The 23,371-nt window shown below is 63.1% G+C and carries 24 protein-coding genes; 9 read left to right on the top strand and 15 right to left on the bottom strand.

Annotated elements, in window-relative coordinates; genetic code table 11:
• Positions 1 to 46: 46 nt before the first annotated feature.
• Positions 47 to 1,354, bottom strand: a complete 1,308-nt coding sequence (phoR, locus tag ACZ6YA_RS04200) for a phosphate regulon sensor histidine kinase PhoR (RefSeq protein WP_465895686.1) — start codon at positions 1,352 to 1,354, stop codon at positions 47 to 49.
• Between the two features lie 48 nt (positions 1,355 to 1,402).
• Positions 1,403 to 2,092, bottom strand: a complete 690-nt coding sequence (gene phoB / locus ACZ6YA_RS04195) for a phosphate regulon transcriptional regulator PhoB (protein ID WP_003253341.1) — start codon at positions 2,090 to 2,092, stop codon at positions 1,403 to 1,405.
• Between the two features lie 174 nt (positions 2,093 to 2,266).
• Here phoB and ACZ6YA_RS04190 point away from each other — a divergent pair, with 174 nt between their 5' ends.
• Positions 2,267 to 2,638: a COG4315 family predicted lipoprotein gene (locus ACZ6YA_RS04190; RefSeq protein ID WP_465895684.1), complete on the top strand. Its 372-nt coding sequence runs from the start codon at positions 2,267 to 2,269 to the stop codon at positions 2,636 to 2,638.
• A 102-nt stretch (positions 2,639 to 2,740) separates the two neighbouring features.
• Here the strand turns inward: ACZ6YA_RS04190 and ubiA are convergent, their stop codons facing one another.
• Both ubiA and ACZ6YA_RS04180 read right to left on the bottom strand, forming a co-directional pair.
• Positions 2,741 to 3,631, bottom strand: coding sequence for a 4-hydroxybenzoate octaprenyltransferase (gene ubiA, locus ACZ6YA_RS04185; RefSeq protein ID WP_465895683.1), 891 nt, complete (start codon positions 3,629 to 3,631; stop codon positions 2,741 to 2,743).
• Positions 3,631 to 4,188, bottom strand: coding sequence for a chorismate--pyruvate lyase family protein (locus tag ACZ6YA_RS04180; protein WP_465895682.1), 558 nt, complete (start codon positions 4,186 to 4,188; stop codon positions 3,631 to 3,633). The genes ubiA and ACZ6YA_RS04180 overlap by 1 nt, the downstream gene beginning before the upstream one ends.
• A gap of 105 nt (positions 4,189 to 4,293) precedes the next feature.
• Between ACZ6YA_RS04180 and ACZ6YA_RS04175 the strand changes: the two genes are divergently transcribed.
• From ACZ6YA_RS04175 to ACZ6YA_RS04160, 4 genes are all read left to right on the top strand, one after another.
• On the top strand, positions 4,294 to 4,461 hold the full coding sequence (locus tag ACZ6YA_RS04175) for a rubredoxin (RefSeq protein ID WP_011536423.1): 168 nt from the start codon (positions 4,294 to 4,296) through the stop codon (positions 4,459 to 4,461).
• Positions 4,462 to 4,491: 30 nt separating this feature from the next.
• Positions 4,492 to 5,640, top strand: coding sequence for an NAD(P)/FAD-dependent oxidoreductase (locus tag ACZ6YA_RS04170; RefSeq protein ID WP_465895681.1), 1,149 nt, complete (start codon positions 4,492 to 4,494; stop codon positions 5,638 to 5,640).
• A 188-nt stretch (positions 5,641 to 5,828) separates the two neighbouring features.
• Entirely contained in the window at positions 5,829 to 6,128 is a 300-nt protein-coding gene (locus ACZ6YA_RS04165; RefSeq protein WP_039605050.1) for an HU family DNA-binding protein, read from the top strand.
• Between the two features lie 149 nt (positions 6,129 to 6,277).
• Entirely contained in the window at positions 6,278 to 6,655 is a 378-nt protein-coding gene (locus tag ACZ6YA_RS04160) for a helicase (protein WP_465895679.1), read from the top strand.
• A gap of 132 nt (positions 6,656 to 6,787) precedes the next feature.
• Here ACZ6YA_RS04160 and ACZ6YA_RS04155 read toward each other — a convergent pair whose 3' ends face one another.
• The 6 genes from ACZ6YA_RS04155 to exbB form a co-directional block, all read right to left on the bottom strand.
• Positions 6,788 to 8,191 (bottom strand): HDOD domain-containing protein, encoded by a 1,404-nt coding sequence (locus tag ACZ6YA_RS04155; RefSeq protein ID WP_465895678.1) that lies wholly within the window; start codon positions 8,189 to 8,191, stop codon positions 6,788 to 6,790.
• 78 nt (positions 8,192 to 8,269) lie between these two features.
• The gene (gene recG, locus ACZ6YA_RS04150) at positions 8,270 to 10,348 is read right to left on the bottom strand and encodes an ATP-dependent DNA helicase RecG (protein ID WP_465895677.1); all 2,079 of its coding nucleotides are present in this window, start codon (positions 10,346 to 10,348) and stop codon (positions 8,270 to 8,272) included.
• Between the two features lie 3 nt (positions 10,349 to 10,351).
• Positions 10,352 to 11,278, bottom strand: coding sequence for a LysR substrate-binding domain-containing protein (locus ACZ6YA_RS04145; RefSeq protein WP_465895676.1), 927 nt, complete (start codon positions 11,276 to 11,278; stop codon positions 10,352 to 10,354).
• Between the two features lie 94 nt (positions 11,279 to 11,372).
• Positions 11,373 to 12,107, bottom strand: a complete 735-nt coding sequence (locus tag ACZ6YA_RS04140) for an energy transducer TonB (protein WP_403132093.1) — start codon at positions 12,105 to 12,107, stop codon at positions 11,373 to 11,375.
• A complete protein-coding gene (exbD, locus tag ACZ6YA_RS04135; RefSeq protein WP_400801535.1) occupies positions 12,104 to 12,532 on the bottom strand; it encodes a TonB system transport protein ExbD in 429 nt (142 codons plus the stop codon). The genes ACZ6YA_RS04140 and exbD overlap by 4 nt, the downstream gene beginning before the upstream one ends.
• Before the next feature lie 3 nt (positions 12,533 to 12,535).
• The gene (exbB, locus tag ACZ6YA_RS04130) at positions 12,536 to 13,507 is read right to left on the bottom strand and encodes a tonB-system energizer ExbB (RefSeq protein WP_465895674.1); all 972 of its coding nucleotides are present in this window, start codon (positions 13,505 to 13,507) and stop codon (positions 12,536 to 12,538) included.
• A 192-nt stretch (positions 13,508 to 13,699) separates the two neighbouring features.
• Here exbB and ACZ6YA_RS04125 point away from each other — a divergent pair, with 192 nt between their 5' ends.
• Positions 13,700 to 14,557 (top strand): SDR family oxidoreductase, encoded by an 858-nt coding sequence (locus tag ACZ6YA_RS04125; RefSeq protein WP_465895672.1) that lies wholly within the window; start codon positions 13,700 to 13,702, stop codon positions 14,555 to 14,557.
• Positions 14,558 to 14,664: 107 nt separating this feature from the next.
• On the opposite strand, the gene ACZ6YA_RS04120 is transcribed toward ACZ6YA_RS04125, so the two are convergent.
• The 5 genes from ACZ6YA_RS04120 to ACZ6YA_RS04100 all read right to left on the bottom strand — a co-directional run bounded on the left by ACZ6YA_RS04120 (position 14,665) and on the right by ACZ6YA_RS04100 (position 19,311).
• Complete coding sequence (locus ACZ6YA_RS04120; protein ID WP_465895671.1) at positions 14,665 to 15,390, bottom strand: hypothetical protein; 726 nt, start codon at positions 15,388 to 15,390, stop codon at positions 14,665 to 14,667.
• Positions 15,391 to 15,445: 55 nt separating this feature from the next.
• Positions 15,446 to 15,826: a RidA family protein gene (locus ACZ6YA_RS04115; protein WP_043199829.1), complete on the bottom strand. Its 381-nt coding sequence runs from the start codon at positions 15,824 to 15,826 to the stop codon at positions 15,446 to 15,448.
• Between the two features lie 23 nt (positions 15,827 to 15,849).
• The gene (gene spoT, locus ACZ6YA_RS04110; RefSeq protein WP_465895670.1) at positions 15,850 to 17,958 is read right to left on the bottom strand and encodes a bifunctional GTP diphosphokinase/guanosine-3',5'-bis pyrophosphate 3'-pyrophosphohydrolase; all 2,109 of its coding nucleotides are present in this window, start codon (positions 17,956 to 17,958) and stop codon (positions 15,850 to 15,852) included.
• A 59-nt stretch (positions 17,959 to 18,017) separates the two neighbouring features.
• Positions 18,018 to 18,281, bottom strand: coding sequence for a DNA-directed RNA polymerase subunit omega (rpoZ, locus tag ACZ6YA_RS04105; protein ID WP_012312123.1), 264 nt, complete (start codon positions 18,279 to 18,281; stop codon positions 18,018 to 18,020).
• Positions 18,282 to 18,438: 157 nt separating this feature from the next.
• On the bottom strand, positions 18,439 to 19,311 hold the full coding sequence (locus ACZ6YA_RS04100) for a LysR family transcriptional regulator (protein WP_465895668.1): 873 nt from the start codon (positions 19,309 to 19,311) through the stop codon (positions 18,439 to 18,441).
• 244 nt (positions 19,312 to 19,555) lie between these two features.
• Here ACZ6YA_RS04100 and ACZ6YA_RS04095 point away from each other — a divergent pair, with 244 nt between their 5' ends.
• The 3 genes from ACZ6YA_RS04095 to ACZ6YA_RS04085 all read left to right on the top strand — a co-directional run bounded on the left by ACZ6YA_RS04095 (position 19,556) and on the right by ACZ6YA_RS04085 (position 23,305).
• Complete coding sequence (locus ACZ6YA_RS04095; protein ID WP_403132517.1) at positions 19,556 to 20,899, top strand: glutamine synthetase family protein; 1,344 nt, start codon at positions 19,556 to 19,558, stop codon at positions 20,897 to 20,899.
• A 4-nt stretch (positions 20,900 to 20,903) separates the two neighbouring features.
• The gene (locus ACZ6YA_RS04090; protein ID WP_465895667.1) at positions 20,904 to 21,653 is read left to right on the top strand and encodes a gamma-glutamyl-gamma-aminobutyrate hydrolase family protein; all 750 of its coding nucleotides are present in this window, start codon (positions 20,904 to 20,906) and stop codon (positions 21,651 to 21,653) included.
• A 113-nt stretch (positions 21,654 to 21,766) separates the two neighbouring features.
• A complete protein-coding gene (locus ACZ6YA_RS04085; RefSeq protein ID WP_465895664.1) occupies positions 21,767 to 23,305 on the top strand; it encodes an APC family permease in 1,539 nt (512 codons plus the stop codon).
• The last annotated feature ends 66 nt before the right edge of the window (positions 23,306 to 23,371 follow it).

Genomic DNA, 23,371 nt, shown 5'->3' with positions numbered 1-23,371 from the left:
ATCCAATGTAGCGGCTGGGGCGGCAAAAGCAAAGTGGCCCTTGGCATCAGCCCCTGTCGTTGGCCAATTGTGCCGGCGTGAAATGACAGGTGAATGTACTGCCATGCCCCGGCACGCTGCTGATTTCCAGGCGCCCGCGATGGCGCATCAGCACATGCTTGACGATCGCCAGCCCCAGCCCGGTGCCGCCGGTGTTGGAGGCGCGGCTGGAGTCGACCCGGTAGAAACGCTCGGTCAGGCGCGGCAGGTGCTTGGCGTCGATGCCGACCCCCGAATCCTGCACCGACAGGTGCGCGCCCTGGTCGTCGGCCCACCAGCGGATGCGAATGTTGCCTTCGTCCTGGGTGTACTTCACTGCGTTGAACACCAGGTTGGAGAAGGCACTGCGCAGCTCCGATTCACTGCCCTTCAAGCGCAGGCCCGGCGTGGCTTCCAGGGTGATGCGCTGGTTGCGCGGACCGGACAGCGCCTGGGCATCGTTTTTGATCGCGTTGAGCATGGCGTCCACCGCCACCGGCTGGTTGTCCGACGGGTAGTCGGTGGCTTCCAGCTTGGCCAGCAGCAGCAGGTCGTTGAGCAGCGTCTGCATGCGCGAACCTTGCTGGGTCATCTGCTGCAATGCCCGTCTCCAGCGCGGATTCACGTCTTCGACGTTGTCCAGCAGGGTTTCCAGGTAGCCGGTGATCACCGTCAGCGGCGTGCGCAGCTCGTGCGAGACGTTGGCGACGAAATCCTTGCGCATCTGTTCCAGCTGGTGGATGCGGGTGACGTCACGCACCAGCATCAGGTGCTCGTTGTTGCCGTAGCGGGTGAGGTGCAGTTGCACGCGCAGGCGGTCATTGATCGGCGAAGGGATTTCCAGCGGTTCGGCGTAGTTTTCCGACTCGAAGTATTCCTTGAAGCGCGGATGGCGTACCAGGTTGGTGACCGGCTGGCCGCCATCCTGTGGCGTCTTGAAGCCCAGCAGGGTTTCCGCAGCGCGGTTCCACCACTCCAGGTTGCCGTCGCTGTCGAGCATGATCACCGCGTCACGCAGGGCGGCGGTGGACTCTTGCACACGGTCGATCACCGCTTGCAGGCGGCCGCGCACGCGCTGGTCGCGGCGTTGCAGGTGATAGATGCTGTCGAATACCTCGCCCCACAGGCCGTAGCCGTCGGGCGGAGCTTCGTCGGGCTGATGGTTGCGCAGCCAGTCGTGCAGGCGCAGCAACTGCTTGAGGGTCCAACCCAAGTAGAAACCCAGCCCGATGGCCAGGCTCCAGCCGTAATAGCCGCTGACCAGGCCGCCGATCAGGCAGACAGTGATCAGCAGCAACAGGTGGCGAATCAGGGTCGCGTGCCAGTTCTGGTTCAATTGACGGTCCTTGTACAACGACGTGCCGCTAGACGCTTGGGTGCTCGATCAGCTCTTGGTCGAGAAGCGGTAGCCAGTGCCCCGGACGGTTTGTACCAGATTTTCGTAGGCTTCACCCAGTGCCTTGCGCAGGCGACGGATGTGTACATCGACGGTGCGTTCTTCGACATAGACGTTGCCGCCCCATACCTGGTCGAGCAACTGGCCGCGGGTGTAGGCGCGTTCCTGGTGGGTCATGAAGAACTGCAGCAGGCGGTATTCGGTCGGGCCCATTTCGGCCGGCTTGCCGTCGATGGTCACGCGGTGGCTGATCGGATCGAGCAGCAGGCCGCCAACTTCGATCGGTGCTTCGCTGTCACTGGGGCCGGTGCGACGCAGCACCGCCTTCAGGCGCGCCACCAGCTCGCGAGGCGAGAACGGCTTGGTGATGTAATCGTCGGCGCCGACTTCCAGGCCCTGGATCTTGTTGTCCTCTTCGCCCTTGGCGGTGAGCATGATGATCGGGATATCACCGGTCAGCTCGTCGCGCTTGAGGCGGCGCGCCAGCTCGATGCCGGAGGTGCCGGGCAGCATCCAGTCGAGCAGGATCAGGTCCGGCTTGCGGTCGACGATGATCGCGTGGGCCTGTTGCGAGTTCTCAGCTTCCAGGCAGTCGTAGCCGGCCATTTCCAGGGCAACGGCGATCATCTCGCGGATAGGCGCTTCGTCGTCGACGATCAGAATGTTTCTGCCAACCATGCTCTCAACCTCTCCTGGAATATCGTGTCTGGCCCGCATTAGATAACGGAATTATTGCAGCTGTGTGACAAGGCGTTGGCCGTTCTGGCGACATTGCATGACTGGGCTAGGCTTGAGATGGCCGCTGCGGCGGCGCGCAGAACTCATTCCACCCCCGAATTTATGGTGATTCCAATGACACGACACACGCTGAGCTGGATGGCCCTTTTCGCTGCACTGGCGCTGCCCGGGGTAGCGTCTGCCCACCATGCGATGGAGAAGGATGGCATGTGGGTCGATCACAACGGCATGACGCTGTATACGTTTGACAAGGATGCTGGCGGCAAGTCGATGTGTAATGGCGAATGCGCCACTAACTGGCCGCCGCTGCTGGTGAAGGCAGATGACGAAGCGCCCAAGGACAAATGGACCACGGTGATGCGTGATGATGGTCAGAAACAGTGGGCCTATGACGGCAAGCCGCTGTATACCTTCGTCAAGGACAAGAAGGCCGGTGAAACCACCGGCGATGGCATGAAGGACGTCTGGCACGTCGCCAAGCCCTAACGGCCACCCCCTAACCCTGTGGGAGCGGGCTTGCCCGCGAATGCGGCGGTGGATTCGCCATTGCATTCGCGGGCAAGCCCGCTCCCACAGGTTTAGCTGTGATCAACGGAAGGCGTAATCCAGCACCACTCCGATAAACATCAACAGCCCCGCCCAATGATTGTGCAAAAACGCCTTGAAGCACGACTCGCGGTCCAGCTTGCGCGTCGACCAGTACTCCCAGGCAAAGCACAGCGCCGCGCCCAGCAGCCCGAGGTGGAACCAGCCACCCAGCTCGAAGCGGCTACCCGCCAGCAACAGGCAGCCCAGGGACAGCAGCTGCAGGGTCAGGATGATCGCCCGGTCGGCGTCGCCGAACAGGATCGCGGTCGACTTCACACCAATCTTCAGGTCATCGTCACGATCGACCATGGCGTAATAAGTGTCGTAGCCCACCGTCCACAGCAGGTTGGCGATGTACAGCAGCCAGGCACTGGCCGGCAGCTCGCCGCCAGCGGCGGTGAAGGCCATGGGAATGCCCCAGGAATACGCGGCACCCAGCACCACCTGCGGGTAATAGGTGTAGCGCTTCATGAACGGATAGCAGGATGCCAACGCCACTGCGCCGAACGACAGCCACACGGTCTGGGTGTTGGTGCACAGCACCAGCAGGAAACTCACCGCCACCAGCAGGGCAAACAGCGCCAGTGCCTCGCGAGGCTTGACCCGGCCACTGGCCAATGGGCGGTCGGCAGTACGTTTGACGTGGCCATCGACCTTGCGGTCGGCGAAGTCGTTGATGCAGCAGCCGGCGGCGCGCATCAGCACCACACCCAGAGCGAAGATCAGCACATTGGCCACGGTCGGTGAACCCTGCCCGGCGATCCACACCGCCGTCAGGGTCGGCCAGAGCAGCAAGTAGATGCCAATCGGCCGATCCATGCGGCTGAGCTGGACGAAGTCCCAGGCACGCGGGTGCACGCGGTTGAGCGACTTGAGCAGGTTGAGGTACATCAGCGGTTTTCCTCCTTGGCCGCTTGCCACAGGGTCGGCAGGAATACTTCGGCCACCAGCAGGTCGAGGCCGTCGCGCTCGAAGCGCGAGCGCCGCCCCCACAGGCCTTCATGGGCGGCCTCCGAGGGCAGCCAGCCCTGTGGGTAAGTGCACACCTCGATCGGGTGGCGGACGAAAGCCTGGTCGCAGAACAGTAGCTCGCCCAGCGAGCGGCTGCCCAGGGTTTCCAGGTCCAGGCCACCGCGCTCCAGCGCGCAGCGGCTGGCCACGCTGCGGGCGAACACCCAGGGCTGGCCATGGCCGCGCAGGTACACCTCGCGCACCCAGCCTTCGGCGCCTGGCGCGATGCCCAGTGCCAGGCATTCGTCATCGCGCAGCGGCTGCCAGCCCTCGAACAGAGGGGTGACGCTGAATTGATCGTGGGAGAGGCGGGTCAGGCGGCGCGTCAGGGAGCCTTCGTCGAACAGCCAGTCGAGAGTAGGCTGGTCGATATCGGTCGCCAGCTGTGAATACGGCAGCCACGCGACAGCGGCTGCTTGCGGGGATTCGTACGACACGTCGGTATGCTTTGTTACAGCCAGAGAGGCGGCGAGCTTAGCATGATTGCCCCGACTGCTTGCATAATGCCCGCATAACAAAGCCTGACCGAGGAAGTACGACCGATGAAGAAGTGGCAATGTATTGTCTGTGGCCTGATCTATGACGAAGCCGAAGGCTGGCCGGATGACGGTATCGCTCCGGGTACCCGCTGGGAAGACGTGCCGGAAGACTGGCTGTGCCCAGACTGCGGCGTTGGCAAGAGCGACTTCGAAATGATCGCCATCGGCTGATCGCACCAACGTCAAAGAGGAAAGCACGACATGACGTCCCCCGTGGTCATCATCGGTACCGGCCTCGCCGGCTACAACCTGGCTCGCGAATTTCGCAAGCTCGATGGCGAGACGCCGCTTCTGCTGATTACCGCCGACGACGGTCGGTCCTATTCCAAGCCCATGCTCTCCACGGGCTTTGCCAAGCACAAGGACGCCGATGGCCTGTGCATGGCCGAGCCGGGGGCCATGGCCGAGCAGCTCAAGGCCGAGATTCGCACCCATACCCTCATCAGTGGCATCGATCCGGGCCACAAGCGCCTGTGGATCGGCGAAGAGGCGGTCGAGTACCGCGATCTGGTGCTCGCCTGGGGCGCGCAGACTGTGCAGGTGCCGATCGAAGGCGACGGCGCCGGGCAGGTGTTCCCGATCAACGACCTGGAAGACTACGGCCGTTTTCGCGCTGCCGCGGCTGGCAAACAGCGCGTGTTGATCCTTGGCGCCGGCCTGATCGGCTGCGAGTTCGCCAACGACATGAGCCTGGGAGGTTTCCAGGTCGATGTGGTGGCACCGTGCGAACAAGTCATGCCCACGCTGTTGCACCCCGCTGCGGCCGCTGCCGTGCAGGACGGGCTGCATGGTCTGGGTGTGCGCTTTCACCTCGGCCCGGTGCTCACGCGCCTGGAGCAAGCGAACGAAGGCCTTGAAGCGCATCTGTCCGATGGCAGCGTGATCGCCTGTGACCTGGTGGTGTCGGCCATCGGTCTGCGCCCTCGCACTGATCTGGCGGCGGCAGCCGGCCTGCAGATCAATCGCGGCGTGGTCGTCGACCGTCAACTGCGCACCTCCCACGGCAATATCTTCGCCTTGGGCGATTGTGCCGAGGTTGAGGGTATCAACCTGCTTTACGTGATGCCGCTGATGGCGTGCGCGCGTGCCCTGGCCCAGACCCTGGCCGGCAACCCCACCCAAGTCAGCTATGGCCCGATGCCCATTACCGTTAAAACCCCGGCCTGCCCGCTGGTGGTATCGCCACCGCCTGCTGGGCGTGAAGGTAATTGGCACGTCGAAGGGCAGGGCAGTGATCTGAAAGTGCTCTGTCGCGATGCCAACGGTCAGCTGCTGGGCTACGCCCTGACCGGCACCGCTGTCATGGAAAAACTGGCCTTGAATCGGCAGTTACCGCCGCTGATGGCCTGAATAGCGGGCGTTCTGTCGGATTTACCCTGTTGTTGCCCCCACAATGGCCGCCCAGACACTGGCGCGGCCCCGGAGGGCGTGCCATTCTCACTTCCGTCTGCCGCAGATTAGAGCCTGCGGTGCCTTGAACGCTGCTTTCATGGCAGCACGGCAATAACAACAAAAAATTCCGTCAAAGAGGCTTCACTATGCGTAAACCAGAACTCGCCGCCGTCATCGCCGAAAAGGCCGATCTGACCAAGGAAAAGGCCAATCAGGTGCTGAACGCGATTCTCGACAGCATCACCGGTGCCCTGGACAAGGACACCGTCACCCTGGTCGGCTTCGGCACCTTTGAAAAACGCCATCGCGGCGCCCGCACTGGCAAGAACCCGCAGACCGGTGAACCGGTGAAAATCAAGGCCAGCAATACGGTCGCCTTCAAGCCGGGGAAGAACCTGCGCGACAGCGTCAACGTCCCCGCCAAACCGGCCAAGAAGGCCAAGTGATCGACGCCTGACACCCTTAGCCTCTCTTCAAACGGGCGCCCCAGGGCGCCCGTTGTGCTTTCTGCGTTTAACGTGCAGCGAACTTGCGTAATTAGTTCAGGAAAAGGCTAAACTGCGCGCCTCAGTCATTTTTCATTCGAGGCGCGTTGATGAAGTTTCGCTTTCTTCTCTGGGCCATGGGGCTGTTGATGGCCAGGGCCAGCCGCAACAACCCGGCATTCCAGCAGCAGCTGAAGGACAAGGATCTGGTGTTCCAGATGCAGACCCTGGACGGCAAAGTAGCCCGACATTTCACTGTCAGCGGCGAACGCATCAGCAGCAAGGGTGGCAGCCACCCACAGCCGGCCTTCGCCATTGCCTTCAAGGATGCCGCCTACGGCTTCGCCACGCTGCAGGCGAGCAACAAGCAGCTGGCATTCATGCAGGGCATTCAGGACAAGAACATCCAGATCAAGGGCAATCCGGCGCTGGTGATGTGGTTTCAGGGCTTGATGAAGTACCTGAAGCCTAGAAAGAAGAAAGGCTGAAGCGCTGCCTGGGCAGACAGGAGTTGCTTCTGTGGGAGCGGGCTTGCCCCGCGAACACCGGCGTAGCCGGTGCCATGCTCTGAGGTGCCTAATTCGCGGGGCAAGCCCGCTCCCACAGGTTTGGCGAAAGCTTCAGTGGGGCGCGTTGAACTGCGAAGCCAGTTCGCGCAGCAGGCTCTCGGCCTCAAGCACCTTGTTCACCACATCCTCGGCTTTATCCCGGGTAATCCCCAAGCGCTCCAGCAGCGCGTCGGGAATGGCTTCCTGAGGCCCCGAGCCAATCCCGCGCGAGCGCAGCAGGCGCGTGGCCAGGCATACCAGGTTGGGGTAGGCCGAGTAACTGCCTTCGTATGAAGGGTCGTGCTGGAAGCGCAACGCGGTCTGCAGCTCTTCCGGCATGTCCCACAACTTCATCAGCCAGGCGCCGATCTGTTCGCGGCTGATACCCAACAGGTGCTGCTCCACATAGGTGTGGCACAGGTGCGGGTTGACCTCCAGGTGGCGGCAGATCAGCGAGAAGTGCGGCGGGAACACGTGCGCCAGCAGCAGGTAACCGAAGTTGTGCAGCAGCCCGGCCAGGTAGGTCAGGCCGGCTTCCGGGCGTTCTGCGCGCGGCATGGCGCGGGTCAGGCCTTCGATGATCGCGGCGGTGTAGATCGACTGCTGCCAATACGGCGTGGCCTGCTGCGGGTGATCCTTGGGCAGGCTCAGGGTCTTGCCCAGCGCCAGGCCCAAGGCCAGGTTGATCACCAGGTCGAAGCCCAGCACGCGGACGATGGCATCTTCCACCGAACGGATCTTGCCGGGGGAGGCGTAATAGGGTGATGCGGCCCAGCTGACCACCTGTGCAGCCAGCGCCGGGTCAGTTTCGACCACGCCGGTGATGTCGTCGATACTGGCGTTGGGGTCGACGCGCAGCTTGATGATCTTCTGCGCAGTGTCGGCCAGCGGCGGAATCTCGATGGTTTCTTCCAGGCGCTTCTGGATGCGTCGGGCGGTGAACGCCTGGACGGCCTGGGTGATCTCTTTGGAGTCGTCATCCGGGCGGTCGAGGTTGGGGCGGATTTCCCGGATCGGTTGGCCGAAGCTGCCAGCGCTTGCCTTTGTCATCATGCGCTTGAAGTCTTTCTGCTCGATTTCCAGCAGCAGCCCGGCTTCGCCGGATTGGATCAGCAGGCGGTCAGCTTCGAGCAGCTTGCCTTCATACAGGCAGGGCGAGCTGGTCAGCGCCGGAATGGCCGGCAAGGCTTTGAGCTGGTGCTTGTCGAGCATTTGCTTCAGGCGTGCCACCGGTACGGCCTTGAGCTTGCGGCCAGTCAACTCTTCCAGGCGGTTGAGGTCCAGCAGCTTGCTTTGCGGGAACAGCACCATCAAAGCGCCGATCTCGTCGTCCAGCAGGATCGCCTGTACCCGCGAGGCAGCAGGCGCTTGCGGGTGTTCGGAGACCTCGCGATAGGCCACGCCCAGTTTATCGAGCAACAGCCGGATGACAGACGGTGCGTGTGGGGTTGCGGTGTCCAGGGCAACTTCAGTCATGGTCCGTATCCACTGATTCTTTTAAATGCGAAGTATAACCAGTCTGGTCGCAAAGCTGGATCCATTCTGGTACTGGCGTCACACTTGGCCATATTGCTGGCCGTGGCGCAGCCAACGGTCGAGTAGCGGGCTGACGTGGTCCGGCCAGCGTGCGATCAGGGCCTGGGCGGCGTCGCGCACGGCTGGCAACAAGTCGGCATCGCGCATCAGGTCGGCGACCTTGAATTGCAGCAGGCCGGTCTGACGGGTGCCGAGCATCTCGCCAGGGCCGCGCAGCTCCAGGTCCTTTTCGGCGATGACGAAGCCATCGTTGGTTTCCCGCATGATCCCCAGGCGTTCACGGCCGATCTGCGACAGAGGCGGGTGATAGAGCAACACGCAGTGGCTCACCGCGCTGCCCCGACCAACCCGGCCGCGCAACTGGTGCAGCTGGGACAGGCCCAGGCGTTCAGGGTTTTCGATGATCATCAGGCTGGCGTTGGGCACGTCCACGCCGACTTCGATCACGGTGGTCGCGACCAGCAACTGCAGGTCACCTTGCTTGAACTCGGCCATCACCGCGGCTTTTTCCGCAGGCTTCATGCGCCCGTGGATCAAGCCCACGCGCAGCTCGCCCAAGGCGCTGCCGAGATCTTCATAGGTGCTCTGCGCGGCCTGGCAGGTGAGCTCTTCGGACTCTTCGATCAGCGTACACACCCAGTAGGCCTGGCGCCCCTCGGCACAGGCAGCGCGGACCCGCTCGACCACTTCGAAGCGGCGGCTGTCGGCGACCAGTACGGTGTTTACCGGGGTACGCCCTGGCGGCAGCTCGTCGAGCACCGAGGTGTCGAGGTCGGCGTAGGCGCTCATGGCCAGGGTCCGCGGGATCGGCGTGGCGGTCATGATCAGCTGATGGGGGCACAGCTCGCCTGCCACGCCTTTCTTGCGCAGGGCCAGGCGTTGCTGCACGCCGAAGCGGTGTTGTTCGTCAATGATCGCCAAGGCCAGGTGCTTGAACTGTACTTCTTCCTGGAACAGCGCGTGGGTGCCGACCACCATGGGTGCGCCGTTGGCGATCTGCTCCAAAGCGCTGACGCGGGCCTTGCCTTTGAGTTTGCCGGCCAGCCAGGCAACTTCCAGGCCCAGCGGTTCGAGCCAGCGCTTGAAGGTGATGTAGTGCTGTTCGGCGAGAATCTCGGTGGGCGCCATCAGCGCCACCTGGTAGCCGGCCTCCAGTGCCTGCAGCGCGGCGAGCGCGGCCACTACTGTTTTGCCAGCACCAACGTCGCCTTGGACCAGACGCATCATCGGTTCGTGCTGGCTCAGGTCATAGGCGATTTCGTTGGCCACACGCTGCTGTGCACCGGTCGGCTGGAAGCCCAGGTTGGCCAGGTACTGCGCCTGCAGGCGCTTGACCTTGGGCAATACCGGCGCGCGCAAACTGCGCAGGCTTTCACGCAGGCGCTGCTGCGACAGTTGGTGGGTCAGCAGCTCTTCGAAGGCCAGGCGATGCTGGGCCCAATGCTGGCCTTCGGCGAGCTCGTCGAGGTCGGCGTCCGCCGGAGGGTTGTGCAGGTAGCGGATGGAGTCGTCCAACGGCGCCAGGTGGTAGTCCCGGGCCAGTTCGTCCGGCAGCCAGTCCGGCAAGCTGCGTGGGCCAAGCATGCCCAGGCTCTGCTGGCAGAGCAGGCGCAGGCGTTGCTGGGTCAGGCCTTCGGTTGACGGGTAGATTGGTGTCAGGGTCTGTTCCACCGGGGGCGGCGGTTCGTCGCCATTGAGCGCGCGGTACTCCGGGTGGTAGATCTCCAGGCCCGAGGCACCGGGGCGAGCCTCGCCATAGCAGCGCACATGGGTGCCGCGCTTGAGGCCTTCCTTCTGCGCATTGCTGAAGTGATAGAAGCGCAGGCTGAGCACGCCGGTGCCATCACCCAGGCGTACCACCAGGCTGCGGCGCTTGCCCATGGTGACATCGGCGCCACTGACCACACCTTCGATCACCGCATCCTGGCCCGGGCGCAGGGCGCCGATCGGCACCACGCGGGTACGGTCCTGATAGCGCAGGGGCAAGTGGAACAGCACGTCCTGCAGGTTTTCCAGGCCGACCTTGGCAAGCTTTTCCGCCATGGCTTCGCCGACACCCTTGAGCGCAGTGACCGAGACCTTCGACAGCTCAGTCATGGCTCAGGCCGGTTGTTCCACCGGCGGCTTGGCCACCGAGCAGAGGCGGATCGAGTCGGCAAGGATCTCGATGGCCTTCGGCCGCGGGAAGCTGGCGCGCCAGGCGATGGCTACGGTACGGAAGGGTGCTGGCGCGGTCAGCGGACGGACCTCGATCACGCCCGGCGCGTAATGGTGGCTGTGCACCGCCGACAGCGGCAGGATCGACACGCCCAGGCCCGAGGCGACCATGTGACGGATGGTTTCCAGCGAGCTGGATTCGACCGTGGTGTGCTTGGCACCATCACCGCCCTTGTTCAGCGTCGGGCAGGCTTCCAGGACCTGATCGCGGAAGCAGTGACCCTCGCCGAGCAGCAATAGGCTCTTGTCGTTGAGCATGGCGGTGTCGATTGTCTTTTTCGCCGTCCACGGGTGGTCGGCGGGCATCAGGGCACAGAACGGTTCATCGTACAGCGGCAGGGTCAGCACGTCGGCTTCGTTGAACGGCAGGGCGATGATCACCGCGTCCAGTTCGCCATTGCGCAGCTTTTCACGCAGCACGTGGGTGAAGTTTTCTTCGATGTACAGCGGCATCTGCGGCGCCACGCGGTGCAGCTGCGGGATCAGGTGCGGGAACAGGTAGGGGCCGACGGTATAGATGGCGCCGACCTTGAGCGGGGCGGTCAACTGGTTCTTGCCGGCTTGGGCCAGCTCGCGGATGCCTTGGGCTTGCTCCAATACCTTCTGCGCCTGGGCAACGATGCCTTCGCCGACCGGGGTCAGGCGCACCGCGCTTTTGCTGCGCTCGAAGATCAGCACGCCAAGCTCGTCCTCAAGCTTCTTCACCCCGACGGACAGAGTCGGCTGGCTGACGTGGCAACGCTCAGCGGCATGGCCGAAGTGCTGCTCCTGGGCGAGGGTGACGATGTAGCGGAGTTCTGTGAGGGTCATAACGTGCGTCCATGAAGTTGCGAGCCCAGCATAGCGGCTGCAATTGATAGACGCACGTTATCAGACTTGCCGATTTGTGACAGAAACAAAAGTATCAGCGACGGTCCAGTGAGTAGACGAACGGCGCCACGACTTCGATCGTGCCGTTGTTCAGCAACTCCGCAGGCGGCTTGGGTACGGTGCCGGCCCGGCGGATCATTTCCAGGGTTGCCCGGTCCAGTGCCGCGCTGCCCGAACCGCCTGCCATCGAGTACGACACCACCTTGCCTTCGGCGTCGACCACGAAACGCAGGCGGTTGATGCCCTGCAGGCCGCGACGGCGTGCGTCTTCCGGATAGCGCTTGTACTTCGCCAGGTGGCGCAGCAGGTCGCTTTGCCAGGTCGGCAACGCTTGGCTGTTGGAGGCGATGCTCGGCGCCGGTGCCGCCGACTTCTGCGGTGGCGTATTGCTTGGCGGCGTGTCGACCACTTGTTCCTTGGCCGGTGGCTCATCCTTGGGCGGCTCAGGCTTCTTCTCAGGCTTCGGTGGTTGAGGCTTGGGCTTCGGCTTGGGCGGCTTGGCGATGGCGATTTTAGGTTTCGGCGCCTCTACCAGCTTGGGCAACGGCGGTTCTTCGACCGGTGCCGGCGGCTGTGGAGCGGCCTTCGGCGGTGGTGGTGGCGCGGGTTCCGGCAGCGGTGCCAGTTCGACCATCATGGCTGCCGGGGGCAGCTCGATGGCCTGGGGCACCGACCAGTTGAGCGTCAGCACCACGGCGACCACGTGCACACCCAGCACGATCGCCAGGCTGCTACCGTAGCGCGCCATGTTTGAGCGCGTTTTCGTCATTTCTTGGCTGCCGTCTCGAGTCCGACCAGGCCGACCTTGAGGTAGCCGGCCGCACGCATGGTGTTCATCACTTCCATCAGGTCACCGTAATCCACGCCTTTGTCGGCCTGGAAGAAGATGGTGGTTTCCTTGTCACCCTTGGTCTTGGCGTCAAGCATCGCGCCAAGCTGTGCGGGGGCAGGCACCTGATCGTCGCCGACGTACAACTTCTGGTCGGCCTTGACGCTGACGAACACCGGCTTCTCGGGCCTCGGCGCCGGCTTGGCGGTCGAAGCCGGCAGGTCGACCTTGATGTCGACCGTGGCCAGGGGTGCAGCAACCATGAAGATGATCAGCAGTACCAGCATCACGTCGATGAACGGCGTGACGTTGATTTCGTGGTTTTCGGCGAGGTCGTCGCCACCTTCGTTGAGATGCAGGCCCATGGCTTACCCCACTTTCACCATGTGCGGGGCGGCGCGGTCGCTGCCCTGGTGGTCGAGGTCACGGCTGACCAGCAGCAGCACCTGCGCCGAAGCGTCGGAAACCTGTGCTTTGTAGCCAGCGATGGAACGGGCGAAGACGTTGTAGATGACCACGGCCGGGATCGCGGCGACCAGGCCCAGGGCGGTCGCCAGCAGGGCTTCGGCGATACCGGGGGCAACCACGGCAAGGTTGGTGGTCTGAGTCTTGGCGATGCCGATGAAGCTGTTCATGATGCCCCATACGGTACCGAACAGACCCACGAACGGTGCAGTGGAACCAATGGTGGCGAGCACGCCGGTGCCACTGCTCATGTTGCGACCGCTGGCGTGGACCAGGCGTTCAAGGCGGAAGCTGACGCGTTCCTTGATGCCTTCCTTCTCGCGGGCGTTGGCCGACAGGCGCATCTCTTCGAGGGCGTCGTGGACCAGGGTGTGGGCCAGGGTACCTTCCTTGTTGGAGACGTCGCTGGCTTCCTTGAGGCTTGCCGACTTCTTCAACTGGGCGATCTCACCGCGCAGGCGACGCTTGGCGCCCATCAGCTCGAAGCCTTTGGCGATCCAGATGGTCCAGGTGATGATCGAGGCGATGGCCAGGCCGATCATGACGATCTTCACCACGATGTCGGCGTTCTTGTACATGCCCCATGGCGACAGGTCATGGGCCATGCCCAGCGAAGTGTCTTCGACCAGCGCTTCGACGCTTGGGTCTACTGCTGCAGGTGCATCGACCGGCGTGGCAACCTGCCCGTCTGCCGCTGGAGCCTGGCCTTCTGCGGCCGGGGCAGCTGGAGCGGTTGCGGCAGCGGGGGTGCTGGCATTGGCAGTAGGCTCATCGGCCATGGCCACTGGGGCCAGCACCAGGCTGAACATCAGCGCGGCGATGGCGCGCCAGGCGCGCGACGGGGTTGGCGAAGCGGAAGGTTGAGTACGTGTCATGCTGGCCGGACCTGATGAAGAAAAAAAGTGAGCGTTCTCCAAGGCCTCGAGATAGGCCGAGAACAGATAGGGGTGCCATTATTGCAAGTAATTCTTGTTAACAAAAGTAATCTTGTTGCTTTTTTCGCCCATGGTCTAGCCGCCTATCGTGTAATCCGGCTAGCCTGATCCTTTGGTCTAGGGAGTTTAGTGATGTCAGACCTTTCCGCTTTGATAGTAGGTTGCGGTGACGTAGGGGGCCGGTTAGCCCGCCAATTGCAGGCTGAAGGCTGGCATGTCAGCGGCCTGCGGCGCTCGGTCGAGCACCTGCCTGCAGGTGTTGAACCGATAGCGGCCGACCTTTCCGACTCACGCATTCCATCCTCATGGCCGCAGCATTCGCCGGACTATCTGGTGTACTGCGTGGCCGCCAGTCAGCATGATGAGGCCGGTTACCAGGCCGCGTATGTTGACGGTTTGCGCCATGTGCTGGGGTGGCTTGCCGAGCGTGGCCAGCACCCGCGGCGCTTGCTGTTCGTGTCCAGCAGCAGCGTCTTTGCGCAAAAGGCAGGTGAGTGGATCGACGAGACTGCGGCCACCGAGCCTGAAGGCTATTCAGGGCGTGTGATGCTGGAGGCCGAGCGATTGGCACTGGCCAGCGGTGTTCCGGCAAGCGTAGTGCGTTTGACTGGCATCTATGGGCCGGGCCGGGAGTGGTTGCTGAGCCAGGTACGCCAGGGGTATCGAGTGGCCGAGCAGCCACCGTTGTATGGCAACCGCATCCATGCCGAGGACGCTGCAAGCCTGTTGGCTTTCCTGCTGCAAAAGGACGCAGAAGGCGCGGCGCTGGACGATTGCTATATAGGCGTGGATGACGACCCGGCGCCGCTGGCTGATGTGGTCGGCTGGTTGCGGGGCTACCTGGACGTTACCGAATGGTCCGATGAGCAGCAGGTGCGCCGGACCGGCAGCAAACGTTGCAGCAATGCGCGGGTGCGGGCGTTGGGCTGGGTGCCGGAGTATCCGAGTTACAAGGAAGGGTATGCGGCGATTCTGAACGAGAAGAGTTGATACGACCGGCCTCTTCGCGGGCAAGCCCGCTCCCACAGGCACACCACTGTTCTCAAGGGCAGTGTTGTGCCTGTGGGAGCGGGCTTGCCCGCGGAGACCGGTGAGGCCTAATCCTTCTCCAGCACCCACTGCCGAGCACCGGCCGCCAGCGCGGGCATCTCATCCGGCTGCGCACGGTTCACCGCACGGAAAATCTCCAGCTTGTCGTCATCGCGCTTGAAGATGAACGGCGCACCACGCTGGTTGCGCTCCAGCCATAGGCTGTCGTTACTACCGCCCATGCTGGCGCAGTCGCCCGCCAGACACAGGGCATAACGGTCCGGACCGGGCAGGCCGGTTACGGTGCCGTTGTCGGCGAAGCGCACCACGCCGCCCTTGCCTTCACCTTCGACGATCTTCCATTCACCACCCAGGTAAGCCTGGTACAGCGCCTTCTCGAAGCTGCCACCCAGCGGTGTGTTGCCAGGTTGCTTGCTGCGCTCGAAGGTCTGCTCGGCACCGCTCTGGTCAGTGGTCTTCAGCTCATTGCCATCGAGCGCAAGCTGTTCGGTCTGGCCGCCCTGGAAGCTGGCTTGCCATTGCTTGTCATTGGCACTGAACTGGCCGTCGGCGGCCTCGAAACCGTTGCTGAAGCTGGCCCGCTGGTTGGCCACATCGAGTTTCCATTCGAACACCGGGCCGTGTTCGTTCAGGGCCTGTCGCAGGCTGCCACCTTTGACGGCGGCATTGATGGCGTCCTGATTGATCCAGGTGCCGTTTAAATCTTCGGGTTTGTGGCTGGCGCAGCCGCTCAGAAGCAGGGCTGCCAGCGCGAGGGGCAGTGCTTGACGCATGGTGGGGGTAACCTTGAACAGGAGGGTGACGGGCAGGGGCCCGTCACCGGCGGCATCACTCGATGACCAGGATGGCGTCCATTTCGACCTGGGCGCCTTTCGGCAGCGCGGCAACGCCAATGGCGGCGCGGGCTGGGTACGGCTGCTCGAAGTAGCGGCCCATCACCTCGTTGACCTTGGCGAAGTGGCTCAGGTCGGTGAGGAAGATGTTCAGCTTGACGATGTCCTTGAACGAACCGCCAGCAGCTTCGGCGACCGACTTGAGGTTCTCGAACACTTGGACGGTCTGGGCTTCGAAGCCTTCGACCAGCTCCATGGTTTTTGGATCCAGCGGAATCTGGCCCGACATGTACACGGTGTTGCCGGCCTTGATCGCTTGCGAGTAGGTACCGATGGCGGCAGGGGCTTTGTCGCTGTTGATGACGGTCTTGCTCATGATGACTCCTTGCGGTTGGCGGACTACGTACGCATGCGGGTGATGCGGACTACGCCGGTCAGCGTACGCAGCTTCTTGATCACACGAGCCAGGTGCACGCGGTCGTGCACGCTGACCACCAGTTGGACAACGCTGATGCGGCCGTCGCGTTCGTCCATGCTGATCTTTTCGATGTTGCCGTCGGCGGCGTTGACGCTGCTGGCCAGCAGGGCGATCAGGCCGCGCTGGTGTTCCAGCTCGACGCGCAACTCGACATTGAATTCGCCGGTGATGTCCTTGGCCCAGGAGAGCTGCACGCACTTCTCCGGATTGTGGCGGACTTCACTGATGTTGCGGCAGTTCTCCAGGTGCACGACCATGCCCTTGCCCGCCGACAGGTGGCCGACGATCGGGTCGCCGGGGATCGGCGTACAGCACTTGGCGTAGCTCAGCACAAGGCCTTCGGTGCCGCGGATCGCCAGCGGGCCTTCCGGCGCCGGCAGCTGTTCGCCTTCGGCCGACAGCAGGCGACGGGCGACCACGTAGGCCATGCGGTTGCCCAGGCCGATGTCTTCGAGCAGGTCTTCGATCAGCTCCAGGCGGTATTCGGCGAGGATCGCGTTGATACGTTCCTGAGGAATCTTCTCCAGGCTGCTGTCGAAACCGGTCAGCACCTTGTTCAGCAGGCGCTCGCCGAGGCTGATCGACTCGGAGCGACGCTGCTGCTTGAGCGCGTGACGGATGTGTGTACGGGCCTTGCCAGTGACCACGAAGTTGAGCCAGGCGGGGTTCGGCCGTGCCCCAGGGGCGCTGACGATCTCGACCGTCGAACCACTTTGCAGCGGCTCGGACAGTGGCGCCAGACGACGGTTGATGCGGCAGGCGATGCAGCTGTTGCCGACGTCGGTATGCACTGCGTAGGCGAAGTCGACGGCCGTGGAGCCTTTGGGCAACTCCATGATCCGGCCTTTGGGCGTGAATACGTAGACCTCGTCGGGGAACAGGTCGATCTTCACACTCTCGATGAATTCCAGCGAGTTGCCGGCACGCTGCTGCAGTTCGAGGATGCCCTTGACCCATTGGCGGGCACGAGCGTGGCTGCCTTTAGGCTGCTCGTCGTCATTGGACTTGTACAGCCAGTGAGCGGCGATGCCATTGTTGGCCATCTCTTCCATCTCACGGGTGCGGATCTGGATTTCGATGGGTACACCGTGCATGCCGAACAGCGTGGTGTGCAATGACTGATAGCCGTTGGCCTTGGGGATCGCGATGTAATCCTTGAAGCGCCCGGGCAGCGGCTTGTACAAGTTGTGCACGGCGCCGAGCACGCGGTAGCAGGTATCGACCTTGTCGACGATGATGCGGAAAGCGTACACATCCATGATCTCGGTGAAGGCGCGGCGCTTGCCGCGCATCTTCTTGTAGATGCCATAGAGGTGTTTCTGTCGGCCGCTCACTTCGCCCTGGATGCCGTCGGCGGCCAGGCAGTTGGCCAGCGAGTGCTCGATCTTGGCGACGATCTCTTTGCGGTTGCCGCGTGCGCTCTTGACCGCCCGGTGGATCAGCGACGAGCGCATCGGGTGCATGGCCTTGAAGCCGAGGTCCTCGAACTCCACGCGCACGGTGTGCATGCCCAGCCGGTTGGCGATGGGGGCGTAGATTTCCAGGGTTTCCTTGGCGATGCGCCGGCGTTTTTCGCCCGACAGCACTTCCAGCGTGCGCATGTTGTGCAGGCGGTCGGCCAGCTTGACCAGGATCACGCGGATATCGCGGGCCATGGCCATGGCCATCTTCTGGAAGTTCTCGGCCTGCGCCTCGGCCTTGGTCTCGAAGTTCATCTGGGTCAGCTTGCTGACGCCATCGACCAGCTCGGCCACGGTCTCGCCAAATTGCTGGCTGAGGGCTTCCTTGGCAATACCGGTGTCTTCAATCACGTCGTGCAGCATGGCTGCCATCAGGCTCTGATGGTCCATGTGCATGTCGGCGAGGATGCTGGCCACGGCCAGCGGATGGGTCACGTAGGGCTCGCCGCTGCGGCGGCGCTGCCCGTCGTGCGCCTGTTCGGCGTAAAAGTAGGCCCGGCGAACCAGGTTGACCTGTTCGGGGCCCAGGTAGGTCGACAGCCGTTCGGCTAAGGCTTCTATGCCCGGCATGGTTTCACCTCTTGCCGAGGAAGAGGACCTTGTGCCGCGCGACGTCGACCAGGCATGGCTTAGACGGCCTCGTTGGACTCGTCCTCGAACGCGGCGAAGACCGGATCCTCGGTGACGATCTCTTCAGCGGCGATGAATTCGTTGGTGACGATGCCTTCAGCGATTTCACGCAGAGCAACGACGGTCGGCTTGTCGTTTTCCCACGCTACGCGTGGCTCTTTGCCGCCGGTCGCCAGCTGACGGGCGCGCTTGGTCGAGAGCATGACCAGCTCAAAACGGTTATCCACGTGTTCCAGGCAGTCTTCAACAGTTACGCGGGCCATGGTCTTCCTCAGTAGCAAATGCGATGGGCGTGCAGCCCAATATGGGCAGGCGGACTCGATAGTTTAAAAAATCACCAGCCAATAGGGAAGCGCTGTTTTGCCAGTGGGAACGGCTTCAGCCGCGAAAGGGCCGGAACAGACGCCCTCATCTTGTATCTCACAACATCGCGCCACGCAACCGCGGGGTCAACTCTTCGAACAATGTCTGCACCGAGCGCAACGCCCGGCAATCCGGCCGGGTCAGCAGCCACAGCTGGGTGTCGCAACCGGCCAGCGGCCCGCTCAGCGCATCGACGCCGGGCAGGGCGTGGACCATGTAGTCAGGCAGCGCCGCCACGCCGAGCCCGGTGCTCACCAGCTGGGCGATGGTCGACATGCTGCTGCACTGGTAGCGCGGGCTCAGCCCCGGATGCTGCTGGTTGCGCCAGACCACGGTGGGGTGGTCCTGCATCGAGTCGTCGGGGGCAATCCACGGCACACTGGTGTGCGCCTCGGCCAAGCGTTCGCGCCACTGTGGCTGACCGCAGATCACGTAGGAAGTCGAGCCCAGACAGCGTCCGACAAGGTGTTCCGGTGGCGTGTTGGTCAGCCGCAGGGCTATGTCGGCATCACGCCGACTGAGGTTGGCGAAGGTGTTCGAGGTGCCCATTTCCAGCGACAACGCCGGGTAGTTCGGCATGAACTCGGCCAGTGCCGGCAGCAGCAGGCTGTGCATCACCGCTTCGGTACAGGTCAGACGAACGGTACCGCTGACCACCTGCTCGCCACTGGTCATCGCGATGCGCGCGGCATCCAGCGCCTGCTCGGCGCGTTCGGCCTGTTCGGCCAAGGCCTGTGCGGTGTCGGTCGGCAAGTAGCCTTTGCGGCTTTTGACGAACAGCGCGGTACCGAGCGCTGACTCCAGCCTGCGAATCGAGCGGAACACGGTCGAAACGTCGACCTTGAGCAGTTCGGCGGCCTTGGCCAACGAGCGCCCGCGCTCCAGGGCCAGGACCAGGGAAAGGTCGGCATGGGTGATCTGATATTGCATTGGTGCACGCTCTGCTTGCCGAAATGCCAATGTCTGTTGCGTTGAGGCCATTTTATAGTGGAACCGCCCCTGGGAATCAATGCGCCCGGTCGGGTAACCAATCCCCACGATGGGAAAGTGAAAAGAACAACAGCTGCAACCATCGTCGCCCGTTAGGCGCCAGCCGTATCCCCACATCGCCGCAGCAAATCAAAGGATGTACACCATGACGTCGGTCACCCCGTGCGCCAGTTCCTCCAGCGAGATGAAAGACTTCCTCCAGGCCCATCCGGACACCCAGTACGTCGATCTGCTGATCTCCGACATGAACGGCGTGGTACGCGGCAAGCGCATCGAGCGGGCCAGCCTGCACAAGGTGTACGAGAAGGGAATCAACCTGCCGGCGTCGTTGTTCGCCCTCGATATCAACGGCTCCACCGTTGAAAGCACCGGCCTGGGCCTGGACATTGGCGATGCCGACCGCATCTGCTACCCGATCCCCGGCACGCTGTGCAACGAACCCTGGCAGAAGCGCCCCACCGCCCAGTTGCTGATGACCATGCACGAGATCGAAGGCGAGCCGTTCTTCGCCGACCCGCGTGAGGTGCTGCGCCAGGTGGTGAGCAAGTTCGACGACCTGGGTCTGGATATCTGCGCCGCGTTCGAGCTGGAGTTCTATCTGATCGACCAGGACAACCTCAACGGCCGCCCGCAGCCACCGCGTTCGCCGCTCTCCGGCAAACGTCCGCAGTCGACCCAGGTCTACCTGATCGACGACCTCGACGAATATGCCGACTGCCTGCAGGACATGCTGGAAGCGGCCAAAGAGCAAGGCCTGCCCGCCGACGCCATCGTCAAGGAAAGCGCCCCGGCACAATTCGAAGTCAACCTGCACCACGTCGCCGACCCGCTCAAGGCGTGCGACTACGCGATCCTGCTCAAACGCCTGATCAAGAACGTCGCCTACGACCATGAAATGGACACCACCTTCATGGCCAAGCCTTACCCGGGCCAGGCGGGCAACGGCCTGCACGTACACATCTCGCTGCTGGACAAGAAGACCGGCAAGAACATCTTCAGCCATGAAGACCCGCTGCAAAGCGACGCCCTGCGCCATGCCATTGGCGGCGTGCTTGAGACCATGCCGGCGTCGATGGCCTTCCTCTGCCCGAATATCAACTCGTACCGCCGCTTTGGCGCGCAGTTCTATGTGCCGAACGCACCGAGCTGGGGCCTGGACAACCGTACCGTGGCCGTTCGTGTGCCGACCGACAGCAGCGAAAACGTGCGCATCGAACACCGCGTGGCGGGCGCCGACGCCAACCCCTACCTGATGCTCGCGGCAATCCTCGCCGGCATCCACCACGGTCTGACCAGCAAGGTCGAACCTGGCGCGCCGATCGAAGGCAATTCCTACGAGCAGCTGGAACAGAGCCTGCCGAACAACCTGCGCGATGCCTTGCGCGCGCTGGATGACAGCGAAGTGCTCAACCAATACATCAGCCCGGACTACATCGACATCTTCGTGGCCTGCAAGGAAAGCGAACTGGCCGAGTTCGAAGTGTCGATTTCCGACCTCGAGTACAACTGGTACCTGCACACGGTGTAAGCCCATGAGCGCAACTGCGGTCCCTTTGATCGGTGTCAGCGCCTGCCGCCAGCAGGTGGGAAAGAACTCGTCGCACACGGTGGGCGACAAGTATGTCGAGGCCGCCGGCTTTGCCGGGCTGCCGCTGATCCTGCCAGCCCGCGATGGTGGCAGCGACACGCAGGCGCTGCTGGCACGGCTCGATGGCATTCTTTTTACCGGCTCGCCTTCAAATATCGAGCCGCATCATTACAATGGCGCCCCCAGCGCGGAAGGGACCCGGCACGACCTTGCACGTGACCGCCTGACCTTGCCGCTGCTGCAGGCAGCGATAGACACCGGCGTGCCGGTGTTCTGCATTTGCCGTGGTTTCCAGGAACTGAACGTGGCCCTTGGCGGTAGCCTGCACCAGCGTGTGCAGGAGCTGCCCGGCTACCTGGACCACCGAGAACCTGAGGACGCACCCCTGGAGGTGCAGTACGGCCCTCGTCACCCTGTCGGCATTGCGCCGGGCGGGGTGTTCGAGCGCCTGGGCCTGGCTGCGCAGTTTGAGGTCAACTCGCTGCACAGCCAGGGCATCGACCGCCTGGCCCCTGGCCTGCGTGTCGAGGCACGGGCCCCGGATGGCCTGATCGAAGCGGTGTCGATGCCTGATGCGCCGGGCTTTGTGCTCGGCGTGCAGTGGCACCCGGAATGGCGTTTTGCCGACAACCCGGTCTCGCTGCGCCTGTTCCAGGCCTTCCGCGAGGCCTGCATTGCCCATGCTGCACGGTAGGGTCTTACCCAAAGGTCTTGGATGACCAACACCGATTCGCAAGCTTTCAATGAGTGAAAGCGCCTTGTTCGCAAGGCCTGTGACAACAATTCCAATAGTTACGGCAAATACTCATGAGCAATTACACAGAAGCTGGCCGCCCACCCGATGCGGCCGGCTCGGGCAGCACTCAGCGCAGCAAAGGCCTGGCAAAGGGCCGCCTCGGCCTGTTGGCCAGCGTGGTGCTGGGCATTTCCACGATCGCCCCGGTCTACACCTTGACCGGCGCCCTTGGCCCCACCGTGCGGGAGGTCGGTGCGCACCTGCCTGCCGTGTTCATCGTCGGCTTCCTGCCCATGCTGCTGGTCGCGCTGGGCTATCGCGAGCTGAACTCAGCCGAGCCGGACAGCGGCACGTCCTTTACCTGGTCGGCCCGTGCATTCGGCCCGATGATTGGCTGGATCGGCGGTTGGGGGTTGGTCGTCGCCACCACCATCGTGTTGTCCAACCTGGCGGGAGTCGCCGTCGACTTCTTCTACCTGTTCCTCAGTCAGATCACCGGCAACCCTGAGCTGGCGGCCCTGGCGGACAACCTGTTGATCAATATCACCACCTGTTGCGTGTTCATTGCCATGGCGGTGTGGATCTGTTGCCGCGGCATGGCCACCACCATGACCGTGCAATATGGTCTGGTGGCGTTGCAGCTGTTGGTGTTGATCGGCTTTGCCTTCGCCGCCTTCAGCGAGACCACCGCGCCACCGCCGCTGGCCTTCGATCTGGCCTGGTTCAACCCGTTCGGTGTCGAGTCGTTCTCGGCCTTCGCTGCCGGCCTGTCGTTGTCGATCTTCATCTTCTGGGGCTGGGATGTGTGCCTGACCGTCAGCGAAGAATCCATTGGCAGCGAAGAGGTGCCGGGCAAGGCGGCGACCTGGACCGTACTGCTGATTCTCGGCCTGTACCTGGTCACTGCCATCGCCACTCTGCAGTTCGCGGGTATCAGCGAACATGGCCTGGGCCTGAACAACCCGCGCATCCAGGAGAACGTCTTTGCCCACCTGGCCGGTCCGGTGATGGGGCCGCTGGCAATCCTGATGTCCATCGCAGTACTGGCTAGCACCGCTGCGTCGCTGCAGTCGACCTTCGTTTCGCCGGCGCGCACGTTGCTTGCCATGGGTTACTATGGCGCAGTTCCGCAGAAGTTCGCCAGTGTTTGCCCGCGTTCGCAGACGCCGCGCTATGCGACCATCTGCGCCGGTGTGGCTGCGGGCCTGTTCTACGTGACCATGCGCAGCCTGAGCGAGAACGTGCTGGCTGACACCATCACCGCGCTGGGCATGATGATCTGCTTCTACTATTCACTGACCGCGTTCGCTTGCGTGTGGTACTTCCGCCACAGCCTGTTCGCCAGCCTGCGCCACTTCTTCATGCGCGGGGTGTGCCCGCTGCTGGGTGGAGTGATTTTGTCGGTGATCTTCGTGCGCACCGCCATCGACAGCGCCTCGCCGGACTTTGGCAGTGGCTCGCATGTGGCCGGATTGGGCTTGGTGTTCGTGATTGCGGCGATCATCTCGGCACTGGGGATCGTGCTGATGATGCTGTCGCGGATGCGCGCGCCGGCTTACTTCCTGGGGGCGACCCTGCGTCAGCAGGCGACTTTGCAGCTGCAGGAATAAGTCATTGGGGCTGCTTTGCAGCCCTTCGCGGGCAAGCCCGCTTCCACAGGTAAGTCACTGCACGAA

It is taken from the genome of Pseudomonas sp. NPDC090752 (assembly GCF_055584805.1).
The sequence above is the reverse complement of the archived record's forward strand: the minus strand, read 5'-3'. Positions and strand labels throughout refer to the sequence as shown.

Excerpts from the sequence above, each read along its gene's own strand:
- phoB (WP_003253341.1), bottom strand. The coding sequence starts at position 2,092 with ATGGTTGGCAGAAACATTCTGATCGTCGACGACGAAGCGCCTATCCGC.
- ACZ6YA_RS04190 (WP_465895684.1), top strand. The coding sequence starts at position 2,267 with ATGACACGACACACGCTGAGCTGGATGGCCCTTTTCGCTGCACTGGCG.
- ubiA (WP_465895683.1), bottom strand. The coding sequence starts at position 3,631 with ATGTACCTCAACCTGCTCAAGTCGCTCAACCGCGTGCACCCGCGTGCC.
- ACZ6YA_RS04175 (WP_011536423.1), top strand. The coding sequence starts at position 4,294 with ATGAAGAAGTGGCAATGTATTGTCTGTGGCCTGATCTATGACGAAGCC.
- ACZ6YA_RS04170 (WP_465895681.1), top strand. The coding sequence starts at position 4,492 with ATGACGTCCCCCGTGGTCATCATCGGTACCGGCCTCGCCGGCTACAAC.
- ACZ6YA_RS04165 (WP_039605050.1), top strand. The coding sequence starts at position 5,829 with ATGCGTAAACCAGAACTCGCCGCCGTCATCGCCGAAAAGGCCGATCTG.
- ACZ6YA_RS04160 (WP_465895679.1), top strand. The coding sequence starts at position 6,278 with ATGAAGTTTCGCTTTCTTCTCTGGGCCATGGGGCTGTTGATGGCCAGG.
- ACZ6YA_RS04155 (WP_465895678.1), bottom strand. The coding sequence starts at position 8,191 with ATGACTGAAGTTGCCCTGGACACCGCAACCCCACACGCACCGTCTGTC.
- recG (WP_465895677.1), bottom strand. The coding sequence starts at position 10,348 with ATGACTGAGCTGTCGAAGGTCTCGGTCACTGCGCTCAAGGGTGTCGGC.
- ACZ6YA_RS04145 (WP_465895676.1), bottom strand. The coding sequence starts at position 11,278 with ATGACCCTCACAGAACTCCGCTACATCGTCACCCTCGCCCAGGAGCAG.
- ACZ6YA_RS04140 (WP_403132093.1), bottom strand. The coding sequence starts at position 12,107 with ATGACGAAAACGCGCTCAAACATGGCGCGCTACGGTAGCAGCCTGGCG.
- exbD (WP_400801535.1), bottom strand. The coding sequence starts at position 12,532 with ATGGGCCTGCATCTCAACGAAGGTGGCGACGACCTCGCCGAAAACCAC.
- exbB (WP_465895674.1), bottom strand. The coding sequence starts at position 13,507 with ATGACACGTACTCAACCTTCCGCTTCGCCAACCCCGTCGCGCGCCTGG.
- ACZ6YA_RS04125 (WP_465895672.1), top strand. The coding sequence starts at position 13,700 with ATGTCAGACCTTTCCGCTTTGATAGTAGGTTGCGGTGACGTAGGGGGC.
- ACZ6YA_RS04120 (WP_465895671.1), bottom strand. The coding sequence starts at position 15,390 with ATGCGTCAAGCACTGCCCCTCGCGCTGGCAGCCCTGCTTCTGAGCGGC.
- ACZ6YA_RS04115 (WP_043199829.1), bottom strand. The coding sequence starts at position 15,826 with ATGAGCAAGACCGTCATCAACAGCGACAAAGCCCCTGCCGCCATCGGT.
- spoT (WP_465895670.1), bottom strand. The coding sequence starts at position 17,958 with ATGCCGGGCATAGAAGCCTTAGCCGAACGGCTGTCGACCTACCTGGGC.
- rpoZ (WP_012312123.1), bottom strand. The coding sequence starts at position 18,281 with ATGGCCCGCGTAACTGTTGAAGACTGCCTGGAACACGTGGATAACCGT.
- ACZ6YA_RS04100 (WP_465895668.1), bottom strand. The coding sequence starts at position 19,311 with ATGCAATATCAGATCACCCATGCCGACCTTTCCCTGGTCCTGGCCCTG.
- ACZ6YA_RS04095 (WP_403132517.1), top strand. The coding sequence starts at position 19,556 with ATGAAAGACTTCCTCCAGGCCCATCCGGACACCCAGTACGTCGATCTG.
- ACZ6YA_RS04090 (WP_465895667.1), top strand. The coding sequence starts at position 20,904 with ATGAGCGCAACTGCGGTCCCTTTGATCGGTGTCAGCGCCTGCCGCCAG.
- ACZ6YA_RS04085 (WP_465895664.1), top strand. The coding sequence starts at position 21,767 with ATGAGCAATTACACAGAAGCTGGCCGCCCACCCGATGCGGCCGGCTCG.